The organism is Hymenobacter sp. BT188 (assembly GCF_014333585.1).
Taxonomy (GTDB): domain Bacteria; phylum Bacteroidota; class Bacteroidia; order Cytophagales; family Hymenobacteraceae; genus Hymenobacter.
In genome coordinates this window covers 247247-261513 of record NZ_JACSCW010000002.1, presented here as the reverse complement: position 1 = coordinate 261513, position 14267 = coordinate 247247, and the positions used below count along the sequence as shown (strand labels likewise).

The 14267-nt window shown below is 52.6% G+C and carries 11 protein-coding genes; 9 read left to right on the top strand and 2 right to left on the bottom strand.

From position 1 onward, the window contains the following. Window positions 1–55 precede the first annotated feature (55 nt). From H8B13_RS05155 to H8B13_RS05145, 3 genes are all read left to right on the top strand, one after another. Window positions 56–1165, top strand: a complete 1110-nt coding sequence (locus tag H8B13_RS05155) for an endonuclease/exonuclease/phosphatase family protein (RefSeq protein WP_187309774.1) — start codon at window positions 56–58, stop codon at window positions 1163–1165. A gap of 305 nt (window positions 1166–1470) precedes the next feature. Continuing rightward, a complete protein-coding gene (cysS, locus tag H8B13_RS05150) occupies window positions 1471–2976 on the top strand; it encodes a cysteine--tRNA ligase (RefSeq protein WP_187309773.1) in 1506 nt (501 codons plus the stop codon). 165 nt (window positions 2977–3141) lie between these two features. After that, complete coding sequence (locus H8B13_RS05145; RefSeq protein WP_187309772.1) at window positions 3142–4161, top strand: M28 family peptidase; 1020 nt, start codon at window positions 3142–3144, stop codon at window positions 4159–4161. A gap of 78 nt (window positions 4162–4239) precedes the next feature. Here H8B13_RS05145 and H8B13_RS05140 read toward each other — a convergent pair whose 3' ends face one another. Both H8B13_RS05140 and H8B13_RS05135 read right to left on the bottom strand, forming a co-directional pair. Next, window positions 4240–5142 carry an LD-carboxypeptidase gene (locus tag H8B13_RS05140; RefSeq protein ID WP_187309771.1) on the bottom strand — a complete coding sequence of 301 codons (903 nt, stop codon included), beginning with the start codon at window positions 5140–5142 and terminating at the stop codon, window positions 4240–4242. A 449-nt stretch (window positions 5143–5591) separates the two neighbouring features. Beyond that, entirely contained in the window at window positions 5592–6560 is a 969-nt protein-coding gene (locus H8B13_RS05135; RefSeq protein WP_187309770.1) for a GAF domain-containing DNA-binding protein, read from the bottom strand. 344 nt (window positions 6561–6904) lie between these two features. Here H8B13_RS05135 and tatA point away from each other — a divergent pair, with 344 nt between their 5' ends. The 6 genes from tatA (at window position 6905) to ruvA (ending at window position 14247) form a co-directional block, all read left to right on the top strand. After that, a complete protein-coding gene (gene tatA, locus H8B13_RS05130; RefSeq protein ID WP_187309769.1) occupies window positions 6905–7126 on the top strand; it encodes a twin-arginine translocase TatA/TatE family subunit in 222 nt (73 codons plus the stop codon). Window positions 7127–7135: 9 nt separating this feature from the next. Beyond that, window positions 7136–7540 (top strand): twin-arginine translocase TatA/TatE family subunit, encoded by a 405-nt coding sequence (locus H8B13_RS21500; protein WP_187309768.1) that lies wholly within the window; start codon window positions 7136–7138, stop codon window positions 7538–7540. A gap of 13 nt (window positions 7541–7553) precedes the next feature. Then, window positions 7554–8993, top strand: coding sequence for an Asp-tRNA(Asn)/Glu-tRNA(Gln) amidotransferase subunit GatA (gatA, locus tag H8B13_RS05120; protein ID WP_187309767.1), 1440 nt, complete (start codon window positions 7554–7556; stop codon window positions 8991–8993). Then, entirely contained in the window at window positions 8993–11038 is a 2046-nt protein-coding gene (locus tag H8B13_RS05115; protein WP_187309766.1) for a LysM peptidoglycan-binding domain-containing protein, read from the top strand. Before gatA ends, H8B13_RS05115 begins: the two co-directional genes overlap by 1 nt. A gap of 166 nt (window positions 11039–11204) precedes the next feature. After that, complete coding sequence (locus tag H8B13_RS05110) at window positions 11205–13475, top strand: NADP-dependent malic enzyme (RefSeq protein WP_187309765.1); 2271 nt, start codon at window positions 11205–11207, stop codon at window positions 13473–13475. Between the two features lie 166 nt (window positions 13476–13641). Then, window positions 13642–14247 carry a Holliday junction branch migration protein RuvA gene (gene ruvA / locus H8B13_RS05105; protein ID WP_133271558.1) on the top strand — a complete coding sequence of 202 codons (606 nt, stop codon included), beginning with the start codon at window positions 13642–13644 and terminating at the stop codon, window positions 14245–14247. Window positions 14248–14267: the final 20 nt, after the last annotated feature.

Genomic DNA, 14267 nt, shown 5'->3' with positions numbered 1-14267 from the left:
CATTCTCGGTGCATGCGCTACCTTTGGGCGCTCAGTCTTTAAGAGTTAATTATTCGTGCGTCGCTCCTTCGCTTTCAAGTGTACTCTGCTGGTCTTTCTGTGGCTTTTGGTTGCCATTGGGTGCGTGCAGATTCCGGCTCATACGTTCTGGCCAGCGTCATTTGGAGCTCTTACCTTGCCCGTCGCGCTGACGCTCAATCTGCTAGCTGTCGTTTATTGGTTTTTGCGCGACTGGCGCGTAGCAGCGCTGCCCCTATTGGCCGCTGTGCTTACCTGGCCGCATTTTCAGCGAGGCGTGGCTTTGCACCCGCTGCATACCGCCCAAGCGCCCACTGGCAAGGCTGATAAACAGGTGCGGCTGCTGAGTGCCAACGTGCGCATCTTCAACGTGTACCCCCAGCTCCGCGACCCTGATCTGGCCTCCTCCAAAAAGATGATTCAGTGGCTGGCCGATAACTCCGCCGATGTGCTGTGCCTGCAGGAATTTTACAACGAGCCCCGCGGCTCGCGTGAGGATGGCCAAGTATTCCGTTCGGTGGATAAGATAGGGCAGCAAGCCGGCCGGGGGGCTTTTGTATCCAAAACATTGACCAATAGCATCGGGGCAGAATTTGGTCTAGCCATTTTTTCTCGTTTTCCGATTGTAAAGCGGGGCACGATTTCCTTCGGCAAGCTCACGCAGAACCACGCCATGTTCGCCGATGTCCGGCTGCCAGCCGGCGACACGATTCGGGTATACAACTTTCACCTCCAAAGCATGAGCATGGAGGAAAAAGCCATTGTCGATAGCTATTCGAGCCGGGAAGGGCTAAAGCGGGAGGGCCGCGGACTGCTGCGCCGCTACAAGCGCGGCCTGATTGCACGGAGTGTTCAAATCGATACGCTGGTCCGGCGTTTTGAGCGGTGCCGTTATCCTATTCTGCTCAGCGCGGACCTCAACGATGTGCCCTACAGCTACACCTACGACCAACTCGCCGACCGTTTTCAAAATGCCTGGACCACGGTAGGTACCGGCGTTGGTGCCACCTATAATGGCCGCCTGCCCTTCGTCCGCATCGACCACCAGTTTGCGGGTCCACGCTGGCTAGTAGAAGAGTTTCAAGTGCACTACGAAATTCCATACTCCGACCATTTTCCTACGTCGGGCACATACCGCTTGAAGTAAAGCAGCCGATAACCCAGAGAAACGCATTCGCACTTAAGGGCAACAGCTTTTATGGAGCTCCAACGATCTGGGGGGCTTTTCTAGACTAAGCACGAGCCAGCAACAGCCTACTATTTTATTACTATCGGCTTTGAGTTTAAACTACTTATTGAACTTTATATACTACATCTAGGAATTATGTACTAATGAAGGGGCTTTTTGAGCCACTAGTGAAGGTTCTGTTTCTTATTGATCGATAACTAGTAAACCACGTACCAGTTGCTATTCCCTAAGCTTACCAAGCTGTAAGTACTTACTTTTACTGCATGCACCACCCGCTTTCGCTCTACAACACCCTTAGCCGCCGCAAGGAGGCATTCGAACCTGTACAGTCGCCATTCGTTGGCGTGTATCTATGCGGTCCTACCGTCTATAGTGAGGCTCATTTGGGCAACGCCCGTGGCCCCGTAGTCTTCGACGTGCTCACGCGCTACCTCCGCCATCTCGGCTACACTGTACGCTACGTGCGCAATATCACAGACGTGGGCCACCTCGAAAGTGATGCCGATGAGGGCGAAGACAAGATGGCAAAGGCCGCCCGCGCCCAACGGCAGGAGCCCATGCAGATTGCGCAGCACTACGTTAATCTTTACCGCCAGAATATGCTGGCGCTGGGTTGCTTACCACCCGATATCGAGCCCCAGGCCAGCGGCCACATCACGGAGCAGATTAGCATGGTGGAGGAAATCATTGCCAATGGCTTTGCCTACGAAGTAAAAGGCAGCGTGTACTTCGATGTACCCCGCTACAATGCCGAGCAGGACCGCTACGGCAAGCTCTCCAATCGTAGCATCGACGACCAACTGGCTGGTACCCGCGACACGCTGGCCGGACAGGACGAAAAGCGCAGCCCTCTGGATTTCGCGCTCTGGAAAAAAGCGTCGACTGAGCACATTATGCGCTGGCCTTCGCCTTGGGGGGAAGGATTTCCCGGCTGGCACCTCGAGTGCTCGGCCATGAGCCGCAAGTACCTGGGTCAGCTTTCTGACATTCACGGCGGCGGCTTGGATCTGATGTTTCCGCACCACGAGTGCGAGATAGCGCAGAGCCAGGGCAGCCACACCCACACCGACGAGTCGCGCTTCTGGGTGCATCACAACCTGATAACTGTGAACGGCACCAAGATGAGCAAAAGCTTAGGCAACTTCGTGTTGCTGGGTAGTATGTTCAAGGGCCCCACGGCTACGCTTACGCAGGCTTATTCGCCTATGGTAGTGCGGTTTTTCCTTTTGCAGGCGCACTACCGCAGCCCCGTCGATGTATCGGACGAGGCGATGCAGGCGGCTCGCAAAGGCTACCGCAAGCTCATGAATGGTCTGCGCCTTTTGGAAAAGCTGAATCTGCCCGAAGGAACGGAACGCCAGCAAGACACCGAGAAAGCCGACGCCGAGTTGCGCAAGCTCGTTGCCGATTGCTTTGTGGGTCTTAACGACGATCTGAATACGGCGCGAGCTATAGCCAGCTTGTTTAATCTGCTGCGCAAACTCAATGGGTTCTTTGCTAATCTGCCGACACTGGCTACGGTAAGCGAAACAGCACTGGAAGAGGCCACCACAGCTTATCGCACTTTAGTAAGCGAGATTTTGGGCCTGCAAGATGAGCCTCGCGCCAATGCTGAACAGCTCCTAAACCTAACCCTGGATTTCTATCAAGAAGCCAAATCCACCAAAGCGTACGACAAGGTAGACCAGATTCGGGCGGCTCTTAAGCAACAAGGTATAGTCATTAAAGACCTGAAAACTGGTGTTGACTGGGCCTACAGCGAAGACTAACGGTATACCTAATGCTGATAATGGAAGCGTTGGAGGGCAATAAAAAAGTCCCCCAACGTTTCTTCAATAGTTATTTACCAGCAAACAGAAGTCAGTGCTGTCTACTGTCTGCTTCCCAATTAATAAACTGCGCGCCAAGCTAAGCTTGCTGATATTGTGCCCCTTATGAAGCTCTTTCGCCTTGCTCCTGTTGCTGTAGTTGCGCTGCTGGTACTCACCGGCTGCCCCGACAGAACCCGACAGGAATCTGCTACCACTCCAGAAGAGCCCGCCATGCGCGCCGCCCCCATTTTCAATGCCGATTCGGCGTATGCTTTTACAGCCAAGCAGGTAGCTTTTGGCCCCCGAGTGCCTAATTCACCAGCTCATGCAGCCTGTGGCGATTGGCTGGTGGCGGAGTTCAAGCGAATGGGATTGACGGTGCGTGAGCAGCCATTTGAGGCTATGGCCTGGGATGGCAAAATGCTGCGTGCCCGCAATATCATTGCTCAATTTGCCCCCCAGGCCGCGCGTCGCGTCGCCGTCTTTGCCCATTGGGACACGCGCCCTTTTGCCGATAAAGACCCAAAAAACCCGAACGCCCCACTCGACGGGGCCAGCGACGGGGCCAGCGGCGTAGCAGTAGCTCTGGAAATGGCCCGCGTTCTGAGTCAGCAGTCGGATAGTACGGCTCCGGCTGTCGGAGTTGACTTCATACTCTTCGATGCTGAGGATTATGGCTATGACACCGCCACGCAGAGTAAGCTCCAAAACAAGCTGGCCGCTCAAGGCACCGATACGTGGTGCTTAGGCTCGCAGTATTGGTCCAAAAACCTGTTGCCGGCTGGCTACAAACCGAGCTATGGCATTTTGCTAGATATGGTAGGTGCCCAAAATGCCAAGTTCAGCCGCGAGCAGCTCTCCCGCGAAGCAGCCCGCGACGTGGTAGACAAAGTATGGAACACGGCCGCCCGACTAGGCTACTCCGATTTTTTCTTGTTTCAAGATAGTCCCGGCATCACCGACGACCACGTGTACACCAATCAAGCCGGCGTGCGCACCATCGATATTATCGACCATCTACCCATCGGCGACGACTATTTTCCTGCCTACCACCACACTACTCAGGATAATATGAGCATCATCGACCGGCGTACGCTTAAGGCCGTCGGGCAGACAGTGCTGCAGACGGTGTACGCCGAGTAAGAATTGTATTAGAGCTAAAAACGAAAAGCCTCACCTAGGTAGGTGGGGCTTTTTCAATGGTTCATATGAATGAAGGCATTATATATAGTTCAGGCGTACCCCTGTTTCACCTACTGCCATGTGCGCATTGCGCCCACAAATCAAGGCCATATTAAGCGGCTCGTGGCCTACTGGAAAGCCATAGGCTACCGGAAAATCATACTTGGAAGCGTATGTCTGGATGATTTCGTAGGGTGTTTGGCCGAATGGAATTACGTTATCGTTCGAATCGGTGAAATGCCCCACAAGCAAGCCTGCTAAGCCAGCTAGCTTGCCAGTGCGGTCGAGGTGTAACACCATGCGGTCGATATTATAGAGGTACTCATCGATGTCCTCAATAAACAGAATCCGGCCCGCCAGCGAGCAGTCGGAAGCTGTGCCGGTAATAGTTTGAAGCAGGCTCAGATTGCCGCCAATCAGTTCGCCAGTTGCGCTGCCCAAGCGGTTGAAAGGGTGCTGGGGGGCAAAATAGCTGATGGGCTCATTAAACAAAGCGCGCCGCAAGCTTTCCAACGCCTCTTCGCCACCAGCCTGATTAAAAAGCAAAGGCATTACGCCGTGAATACTTTCGTGGCCTAATGCTAGCAAGTGGCAGTTGAGAGTAGTGATATCGCTAAAGCCCGCAATCCATTTTGGATTATCAGCAAAGCGCGAAAAATCGAGCTGGTCGATAATGCGGGTAGTGCCATAGCCACCACGAGCGCATAAAATGGCGCGGATGCTTGGGTCGTCGAGCTGCTGCTGAATATCCTGACTGCGCAGCTCATCGGGGCCTGCAAACTGATGGTGCTGGGCTGTTACGGTAGTTCCTAATACTACTTCCAAGCCCCAGGCAGTGAGGATAGCGATAGATGCCTCCAGCTCCTGATGGGTAACTTTACGGGCAGGGCATACAATAGCGACTCGATCGCCGGGACGCAGGGCAGGTGGTGTAGTAGGCATGGCTGGGGGGCAAATTTGGCCGGCCGCAAACCTACGGACAATCCAGCGTTTACCAGAATCAGTGTTGTGTCTTAATTCCGCTCAGTCAGCAGAAGTCCCACAATCCTATCTTTTGAATTTAATCAAGAAATCAATGGACAACTATTTTTCTGTTGGTCCTTCTTATGACGCACCAAACAAACAGGCATAAAAAAACACCGTGCAGTGCACGGTGCCTTTCTGAGCTATGAAAACAAACTTAGCTATCAGAAAACCTCACCTAAATAAGAAGTCAAGAAAGACCTTCTAGCCTGTCATTTAGGTTAAACACTCCGATAACAGCCCGAAAGATAAGCTCTTTTCAATTGTATAAAAATTCTATTCGCCGAACTCGCTTATTTACTCGGTGAATATTACGTTTTGAGGTACAACTTTTAAGTAAACAGCCGATGTATTGCGTTTATGTAATACTAAACGAGATTAAGGCGGCTCATCAAGATTGACTTATAGGAATTGCCAATGGGAATAGGCAATGTATTGCTTCCGCTATCAGAGTGCCAGTTGCGGGCGGCCGCGATGAGAGCAAAATCGGCTTCTATAGCCACAATGCAATCGAGCCGCACAATGTATTTGCGGTGTACACGCACAAAATCGCGGGCCGGCAGCTTTACCTCCAGCTCTTTCATCGTGCTGTACACAGTGTACCGCTCCTTCGCTACATAGATATTCACGTAGTCGCCGAGGGCCTCGACATAGCGAATATCAGCCGTTTCTACCCGCAGGAGCTTATTATCTTGCTTGATAAAAATCTCAGCCTTACTACCCATGTATAAGGACTCCGCCGCGTCGTTGGCCATGCGCAGGAGACCATCCAGCTTGCGCTGCTCCTGCTCTAGTTGCTGACGTGCCCGGCGCAGTTCTAAGTGCGATACTACCTCACGGGCCACGATGCGTAAGGCACTACGCTGGGCATCAGTGAGTCGGTGAGGTACCGTGTCGAGAGCACAAATAGTGCCTAGCGGGACTCCTTCGGGCGTAATGAGCGGAGCGCCCGCGTAGAAGCGAATGCTGGGAGCAGCCGTTACCAGAGGATTATCGCAAAACATCGGATCCTTGGTGGTATCCTCAATTTCGAATACATCTTCCCCCAATATCGTGTGCTGACAAAAGGCTATATCCCTATCGGTGCTGTCGCTAGTGTCCCAACCCACTTTAGCCTTAAACCATTGTCGATCAGAGTCTATCAGGGACACCAGCGAAATGGGGGTTCCACAGATAAAGCCAGCCAACTGAGCTAGATCGTCGAATACTTGTTCGGGGGGCGTATCCAGAATCTGATAATTGCGCAATACTTCCAGCCGCACGGCCTCGCTTTCTTTACCCAAAGCGGCAAAGGGAAGAGAAGAAGCTTTAGTGAACGATGCTGGCTTAGCAGACATAGGGAAAGGAAAAAGCAAAAAAGCGTGATACTAAAACTTTGACCTAGAGAGCATTTAGCTACTACAAAGTAATCATACTTAAGCTATGAAACACTGATTCTAAACGATGAAAACAATGTTTTACGCGTTGAATGCAGTCAATGCTTAACACAATTAGAGTTTTAGTACGGCAAAAACACGGGTAATGGATTTAGGTTTGCTTAAAAAGCCCCCCACTTCTCACTACGCTAAAGTGGCTATCCGCAGCGATTTTTAAAATTAACTGGTACCTTTACAATCCTCTCGCATATCGACTTGCGTATACTTGGTTTGTTCCTCCCAAACGGCCTGAGCGCCTCTCCATTATGACATTTGGTTCGCTTTTCCTGATTGGCAACTTCGGTACAACCGAGATTTTGCTGATCTTATTCGTCATTATTTTACTCTTTGGAGCCCGCAAGATTCCGGAGCTGGCTAAAGGCCTCGGCAAAGGTATCCGTGAGTTTAAGGATGCCACCAAAGAAGATAAGCCTGAGTTTCGGGACCGGCCGGTGAATCCGAATGATCCTACCAACACTCGACTGTAAGTAGTAGCCATGAATACTCCACTTCTCCTGTTCTTGGGCGACCTTGGCGGCGGCGAAATCATGCTGATTCTGGTCGTCATTCTCATTTTCTTTGGGGCAAACAAAATTCCGGAGCTGGCGCGTGGCCTAGGTAAAGGCATCCGTGAGTTTAAAGATGCCTCCAGCGAAATTCGCAGCGAGATTGAAAACGCGGGTCTGCCAAAACAGAACCAGCCATACCAGCAACCTACTGCCTATACCGCTCCCAGCTACGACGCGGCACCGCCACAGTCCACCATCGATCAGCCTGCTATGACCACTTTGACCTCGATGGAACATCCTGTTACCGGAACGAACATAGCACCGCCCGTGGACGGCGAAATTGCCCCCCAGCCTGCTCCCGAGCGGCCTCGCCTCGACCAGTCATCCAATTGATTGCCCGTATCCCTTGAGACGTTTTAATTCACTTACCGAAGTTCGCGACGAGCTGACGGCAGGCACTACCACCTGTCGTCAGCTCGTGGAGTATTATCTGGATAACATTCAGAAGCAAAGCCACCTGAATGCTTTCCTCGAAGTATTTACTGATGAGGCATTGGCTCAGGCCGACGCTGTAGATGCCAAGCTGGCGGCCGGCACAGCCGGGAAGCTGGCGGGTATGGTTATCGGCTTAAAGGACGTGCTGGCTTACAAAGACCATTCGCTTCAATCCAGCAGCCATATTCTCGACGGCTTCAAGTCGCTTTACACGGGTACGGCCGTGCAGCGTCTGCTCGACGCGGATGCTATCATTATTGGTCGGCAAAACTGCGATGAGTTTGCAATGGGCGCCTCCAACGAGACGTCTTATTTCGGGCCCGCTCGTAATGCTATTGATCCGGATCGGGTGCCCGGTGGCTCATCTGGTGGTTCCGCCGTGGCCGTGCAGGCCGATCTGTGCTTGGCCTCCATTGGCTCTGATACGGGTGGTTCGGTGCGTCAGCCGGCCGCTTTCTGCGGAATAGTAGGGTTCAAACCCACTTATTCACGAATTTCCCGATATGGGTTGGTTGCCTACGCGTCTTCTTTCGATCAGATAGGCACCCTAACGCATTCCATCGACGACGCGGCTTTGCTGCTGGAAGTAATGGCTGGCCCCGACAACTTCGATAGTACTGTTAGCCAGCAGCCTGTACCAGCGTACAGTGAGCTATTGACTCCTGCTCCTCATGTACGCATTGGCTACATCCGCGATTGTCTGGAAAGCCCAGGGTTAAACCCAGAAATAAAGGCCGCGACGGAAGCTGCTCTCGATGTACTGCGTGGCCAAGGGCATGTAGTGGAGGCGGTTGACTTCCCTTATCTCGATTATATCGTTCCCTCCTACTATATCCTGACTACCGCTGAGGCCAGCTCTAACCTGAGCCGCTACGATGGTGTAAAATTTGGATATAGGGCTTCTGATGCGACGGATTTGGAGTCGTTGTATAAAAAAACCAGGTCGCAAGGCTTTGGCCCTGAGGTGCAACGCCGTATCTTGTTGGGCACCTTCGTATTATCAGCTGATTATTACGATGCCTATTATACGAAAGCGCAACGCGTTCGACGTTTGATCAAAGAGAAAACGGACGAACTATTGCGTCAGTATGATTTCTTGGTACTTCCGACTACGCCCACCACAGCGTTCCGGATTGGGGAGAACGAGCAAGATACGCTAGCTATGTACCTGGCTGACATTTTCACTGTACAGGCTTCGCTGGCCGGCGTGCCGGCCGTATCGGTACCCGCCGGGCACGACGCGGCGGGTTTGCCCATTGGGCTGCAAATTCTGAGCGGAGCTTTCCGTGAGGAACATCTACTGGCCTTCGCCAAATCTGTAACGGAATCGCTCACTCCTGTTTTGCCCTGATGAAAAAATCGTTGCTGCGCACTACCGTTCTATTTCTGCTGACCCTAGCTGTTGCCCGCCCAGCGGCGGCCCAAAAGCTCGCTAATCCGAAACCGGACGTTCAGCGCACCAATGACGATACGACCCGCGTGTCTATTGAGCTGCTGCCCGACACGCTGGTCCTCATCGAGCCTATCTTACCCGATACAGCTCGGCTTCGCTGGCTACAAAAGCCCCCCGCCGTTCGCGACCTTGTTGCGGATCGTATTGCCTGTCTGGAAACCGATGTGCCGCATACGTTCAACAACTCAGTCATGAGTTTTGTGGACTATTTTACTGTGCGTAATCGGACGTATACCCAGCGCATTCTCGAGCGTCAAAATCTGTACTTCCCGCTGTTTGAGAAATATCTGGCGAAGTACAACCTGCCGCAGGATCTAAAATATCTGGCTGTGGTGGAGTCAGCGTTGCTACCGCAAGCCAAGTCGCGGGTGGGTGCGCTGGGCTTGTGGCAATTTATGGGACCCACCGCCAGCGACCTCCGACTTACGCGCAATGAGTACGTGGACGAGCGCATGGACCCCGAGAAATCGACGGAAGCGGCATGCAAATACCTACGCGACTTATACCGCATGTTTGGCGACTGGGAGCTGGTGTTAGCTGCCTATAACTACGGTTCTGGCAACATTCGCCGCGCCATTGCTAAGTCAGGCGGCAAGCGCGATTTCTGGGCTATTTACCCTTATCTGCCTAAAGAGACCCGCAATTACGTACCGACGTTCACGGCTACCTTCTATACCCTGCAATACGCGCGGGAGCACAGGCTGCACTCGGACTCATTGCGGTATCAGTATCCTGAGCCCATGGACACGTTGCTCATTTCGGGTCGGTCGCTGGATCTACGCAAGTTTTCGGCTCAGTTTGGGCTTGATTCGGCGGCTGTTTCGCGCTATAACCCCGAGTTGCGCAAGCCCTATATCCCCGAAACGCTTCGCAACTATTCCCTGAAAGTGCCCGTGCGGGTGCGGCAGGAACTAGCCGCTCAAGACCGCAACCTGTTTCTGGATTTTTGCAAAGTATCCGTACCACCACCCTCACCGCTGACCCCACGTTTGCTTGACTTCCAGGGTTTTGGCTTTAGCTCTACTGCTGTAGCAGCAACCAACAAACCGGCACTAGCCGAGCCACGCCACCGCAAAGTGCGTCATACGGTGAAGCGCGGCGAGACGGTGCGAGCCATAGCAGCCCGTTATGATGTAACGACTGCTCAGCTAGCCCGCTGGAACAGCTTGCAGCGTGGCAAAGCATTGGTGCCTAAGCAACAACTAATTGTTCTTGTACCAATTACCGAAAAGGCCGCGCCAAGCAAAAACAAGGTGGCAGCTAATCGGTTGATGTTGCCCGAAAAGCTACCGTTGATAGGTGTAAAAACGCCTCCCACAGTGGCTAAAGCCACAATTACAAAGCCCGCTCAAGTACCAGTAGCCGAAGCAGCTGAAGAAGCCCAGGCTACCATAGCCGCAGTGGAGCAAAGTATAACAGTTTCCAGCAGTAAGCCGGTAGCTTTGAAGGCGGCGGCAACTACGGATAAAGTGGATCCAGGAATAGTAGCCAGCGGCACCACGTTTGATGCGGCTACCGAAGTAGCACAGGATAGCTTGCCGACCGAATACATCGTGCGCAAAGGTGATTTTCTGGAGAAGCTAGCTCGTACCAAAGGGGTAAGCGTGGCGCAACTAATGGCTTGGAATCAGTTGAAGTCAGTAGGCTTGTCACCGGGCCAAAAGCTGGTTTTCTATGTGCCAGCCGACGCGGAAACATTAGCTCAAAATGCCCCCCAGCCCACCGAAGAGAAGGCTCCACGCGTCGCTTTAACTAAGCCTAGCACTACTAAAGCATCCCCTAGCCGTGCAGCTATTAAGAAGGTGCATCTGGTGCAGCCCGGCGACACACTTTATAATATCTCACGGCGCTACGAAGGCGTAACGGTAGACCAGTTGCGTAAGCTCAACAACTTGAAGTCGGATGCAGTGAAGCCCGGCCAACAACTGATTGTTGCCCGGTAGGCATCATAATATTATAATTCCATCTTCCCAAAAAGCCCCCCAGACCTTGCGCTGGGGGGCTTTTTTGAATATAGTTGTCTTACCTCAACTTTGATTCGGGACAAATTCGCCCCAACTTGCTTATTGGTTGCCCCGCCCGACACCTATCACCCGACCCCCTTTGGCAATGCTAAAAATCAATAAACAGGAAGCCCTCGACTACCATTCTCGTACCCCAGCGGGCAAGATTGAAGTAGTGCCCACCAAGCCGCTCAGTACGCAGTTGGATCTGGCCTTAGCTTACTCGCCCGGCGTTGCGGAGCCTTGCTTGGCCATTGCCGCCAACAAGGAGGATGTCTATAAATACACGGCCAAAGGCAACCTGGTAGGCGTCATTTCCAATGGTACAGCGGTGCTGGGCTTAGGCAACATCGGGCCCGATGCCTCTAAACCGGTAATGGAAGGCAAAGGCGTACTGTTCAAGAAGTTTGCGGGCATCGACTGCTTCGACATTGAGATTGACGCCACCGACCCCGATGAGTTTATTCGGATCGTAAAATCCCTAGAGCCCACCTTCGGCGGTATCAATCTGGAGGATATTAAGGCACCGGAGTGCTTCCGGATTGAGACGGAATTGCGGGAGAAGATGAACATCCCGCTTATGCACGACGACCAGCATGGCACGGCTATTATTTCGTCGGCCGCGCTACTGAATGCGCTGGAGGTCGTGGGCAAAAAGATTGATGAGATTAAGCTTGTTGTCAGTGGCGCCGGGGCAGCGGCTATATCGTGTCTGCGGTTGTACCTGGCGCTGGGGCTCAAGGTTGAGAACGTCGTAGTGTTTGACATCAAAGGTGTTATCAACGCAGAGCGTACTGATCTGGCCGATTTGCAGATGCAGTTTGCTACGCAGCGTACCATCACGTCGTTGGCCGAAGCCCTGGAAGGCGCCGATGTGTTCCTGGGTTTGTCGGCGGCAAATGTGCTGCCGTCCGAGCTGCTGCTGCGCATGGCCGACAATCCCATCGTGTTTGCCCTAGCCAACCCGAACCCGGAGATTGAATACGAAGTAGCCATGGCCACACGGCCCGACTTGATTATGGCTACCGGTCGCTCCGACCATCCGAATCAGGTGAATAACGTACTCGGCTTCCCCTACATATTCCGGGGGGCTTTGGACGTGCGCGCTACTGAAATCAATGAAGCAATGAAGCTGGCGGCCGTTCAGGCGCTGGCGCACCTTGCCAAGGAGCCCGTGCCCGACATGGTAAACAAAGCCTACGGCGACAATACACTGGCTTTTGGGCGCACCTATCTTATTCCGAAGCCCCTCGATCCTCGCCTGATTACGACCATCTCGCCGGCTGTAGCACGGGCCGCAATGGAAAGCGGCTCAGCGCGCCAGTCTATCACCGACTGGCAAGGCTATGAGGATGATTTGCGGGCTCGACTGGGTGTAAACCAGAAGCTGATGAACCGCATAACCAGCGCCGCTCGCTCCAATCCGAAGCGCGTGGTATTTGCGGAAGCGGACACCTATAAGGTGCTCAAAGCTGCTCAGATTTTGCACGATGAGGGCATCGCTTTTCCTATTTTGCTCGGTAATCGCAAGAAAATTGATGAGATAGCCCGCGCCAATAGCCTCGATCTGGAAGGCTGTCAGATTATTGATATTCTGGAAGAAAACGACCAGCGGGCCGAGTTTGCTGAGCTGCTTTTTCAAAAGCGGAAGCGGCGCGGTATTACGCTCTACGAGGGTCGTCGATTGCTACGCGAGCGCAATTACTACGGTGCTATGATGCTCGAAACTGGGCAGGCTGATGCCTTTATCACTGGTCTAACCAAGGATTATGGTCAGTCTATTACCCCAGCCTTGCAGGTTATTGGGGTAGAAGATGGCGTGCAGCGTGTGGCGGGTATGTATATTATCCAGCACCGCAAAGGGCCTTTCTTCTTCGCTGATACCACTGTCAACATCGACCCCACAGCCGAGGAAATGGTGGATATCATCGGCCTGACGGCGCGGGGTGTACGCTTTTTCGATACCGAGCCGCGTATCGCAGTGCTTAGCTACTCCAACTTCGGCTCTAACCGTGGCCCTTTGCCTGATAAAGCTCGCTTGGCTACTGAACTTGCCAAGAAACGCTACCCCGACCTGATTCTGGATGGGGAGATGCAAGCCAATACGGCGTTGAATCCTCAACTTCTGCGGGAGCATTATCCATTCTCAGAACTAGCCGAGCATGGAGCTAATACGCTGATTTTCCCCAATGTGGTATCGGGTAACATTGCCTACAAAGTGCTGCAGGAAATAGGCGGTGCGGAAGTGATTGGGCCGGTACTAATGGGGATGCGTAAGCCTGTCCATGTGCTTCAGCTTGGCGCTTCGGTGCGCGAGATTGTGAATATGACAGCTATAGCCGTGGTTGACGCTCAGACTTATAATAAACCGTTATAAGTCTGAGCATGATTTAGATATCTTAGCCAATTATGAGCAGGTTCTCTTGCTAATTTTATTGGTTAACAACTAAATTATTTTGCTTATAAGGAGACATTAACTTACTATTTGTGTGTTGAGACGATAGCATCTTTCAACACACAAATCTTAAACTCAATCCCTTTTTATGATTGCCTATCTCGATGGTACCCTTGCCTACAAAGACCCTGCTTTAGCCATTATGGATGTGAGCGGTGTGGGCTATGAGGTAAGGATTTCACTGGCTACTTATTCGAAGCTCCCCGCCGAAGGCGAAAAAGCAAAAATCTACACTTACCAGCACATCAAGGAAGACATACAGGCTCTCTACGGCTTCCTCGATCCGAACGAAAAAGTGCTGTTTATGCTGCTGATTTCGGTTTCAGGTATTGGTCCGGGCACGGGCATCGTGATGGTATCGAGCATGGGCGTGGGGGCCATCCGGCAGGCCATCATTCAGGAGGACGTGCGCTCTATTCAAAGCATCAAGGGAGTAGGCCCAAAAACGGCTCAGCGAGTGGTGCTGGAGCTAAAAGACAAGCTACGGAAAGACGAATTATTGGCTAAAGCCGGCATCGATACAGTACCCTTAGCGCGAGCGCACAATACCAACCGCAGCGAAGCGTTAGCCGCTCTAGTCACGTTAGGATTTGCCCGGTCGGCGGCGGAAAAAACACTGGAGACAATCCAGCACCGTCACGGTAATGACCTGAGCGTGGAGGAATTGATTAAATTTGCCTTGAAGTCGAATTAGGTTTACTCTCCGGCTGCTCA

Bases quoted from the DNA above. Each gene is read 5' to 3' on its own strand.
- cysS (WP_187309773.1), top strand. From the start codon at position 1,471: ATGCACCACCCGCTTTCGCTCTACAACACCCTTAGCCGCCGCAAGGAG.
- H8B13_RS05145 (WP_187309772.1), top strand. From the start codon at position 3,142: ATGAAGCTCTTTCGCCTTGCTCCTGTTGCTGTAGTTGCGCTGCTGGTA.
- H8B13_RS05140 (WP_187309771.1), bottom strand. From the start codon at position 5,142: ATGCCTACTACACCACCTGCCCTGCGTCCCGGCGATCGAGTCGCTATT.
- H8B13_RS05135 (WP_187309770.1), bottom strand. From the start codon at position 6,560: ATGTCTGCTAAGCCAGCATCGTTCACTAAAGCTTCTTCTCTTCCCTTT.
- tatA (WP_187309769.1), top strand. From the start codon at position 6,905: ATGACATTTGGTTCGCTTTTCCTGATTGGCAACTTCGGTACAACCGAG.
- H8B13_RS21500 (WP_187309768.1), top strand. From the start codon at position 7,136: ATGAATACTCCACTTCTCCTGTTCTTGGGCGACCTTGGCGGCGGCGAA.
- H8B13_RS05115 (WP_187309766.1), top strand. From the start codon at position 8,993: ATGAAAAAATCGTTGCTGCGCACTACCGTTCTATTTCTGCTGACCCTA.
- H8B13_RS05110 (WP_187309765.1), top strand. From the start codon at position 11,205: ATGCTAAAAATCAATAAACAGGAAGCCCTCGACTACCATTCTCGTACC.
- ruvA (WP_133271558.1), top strand. From the start codon at position 13,642: ATGATTGCCTATCTCGATGGTACCCTTGCCTACAAAGACCCTGCTTTA.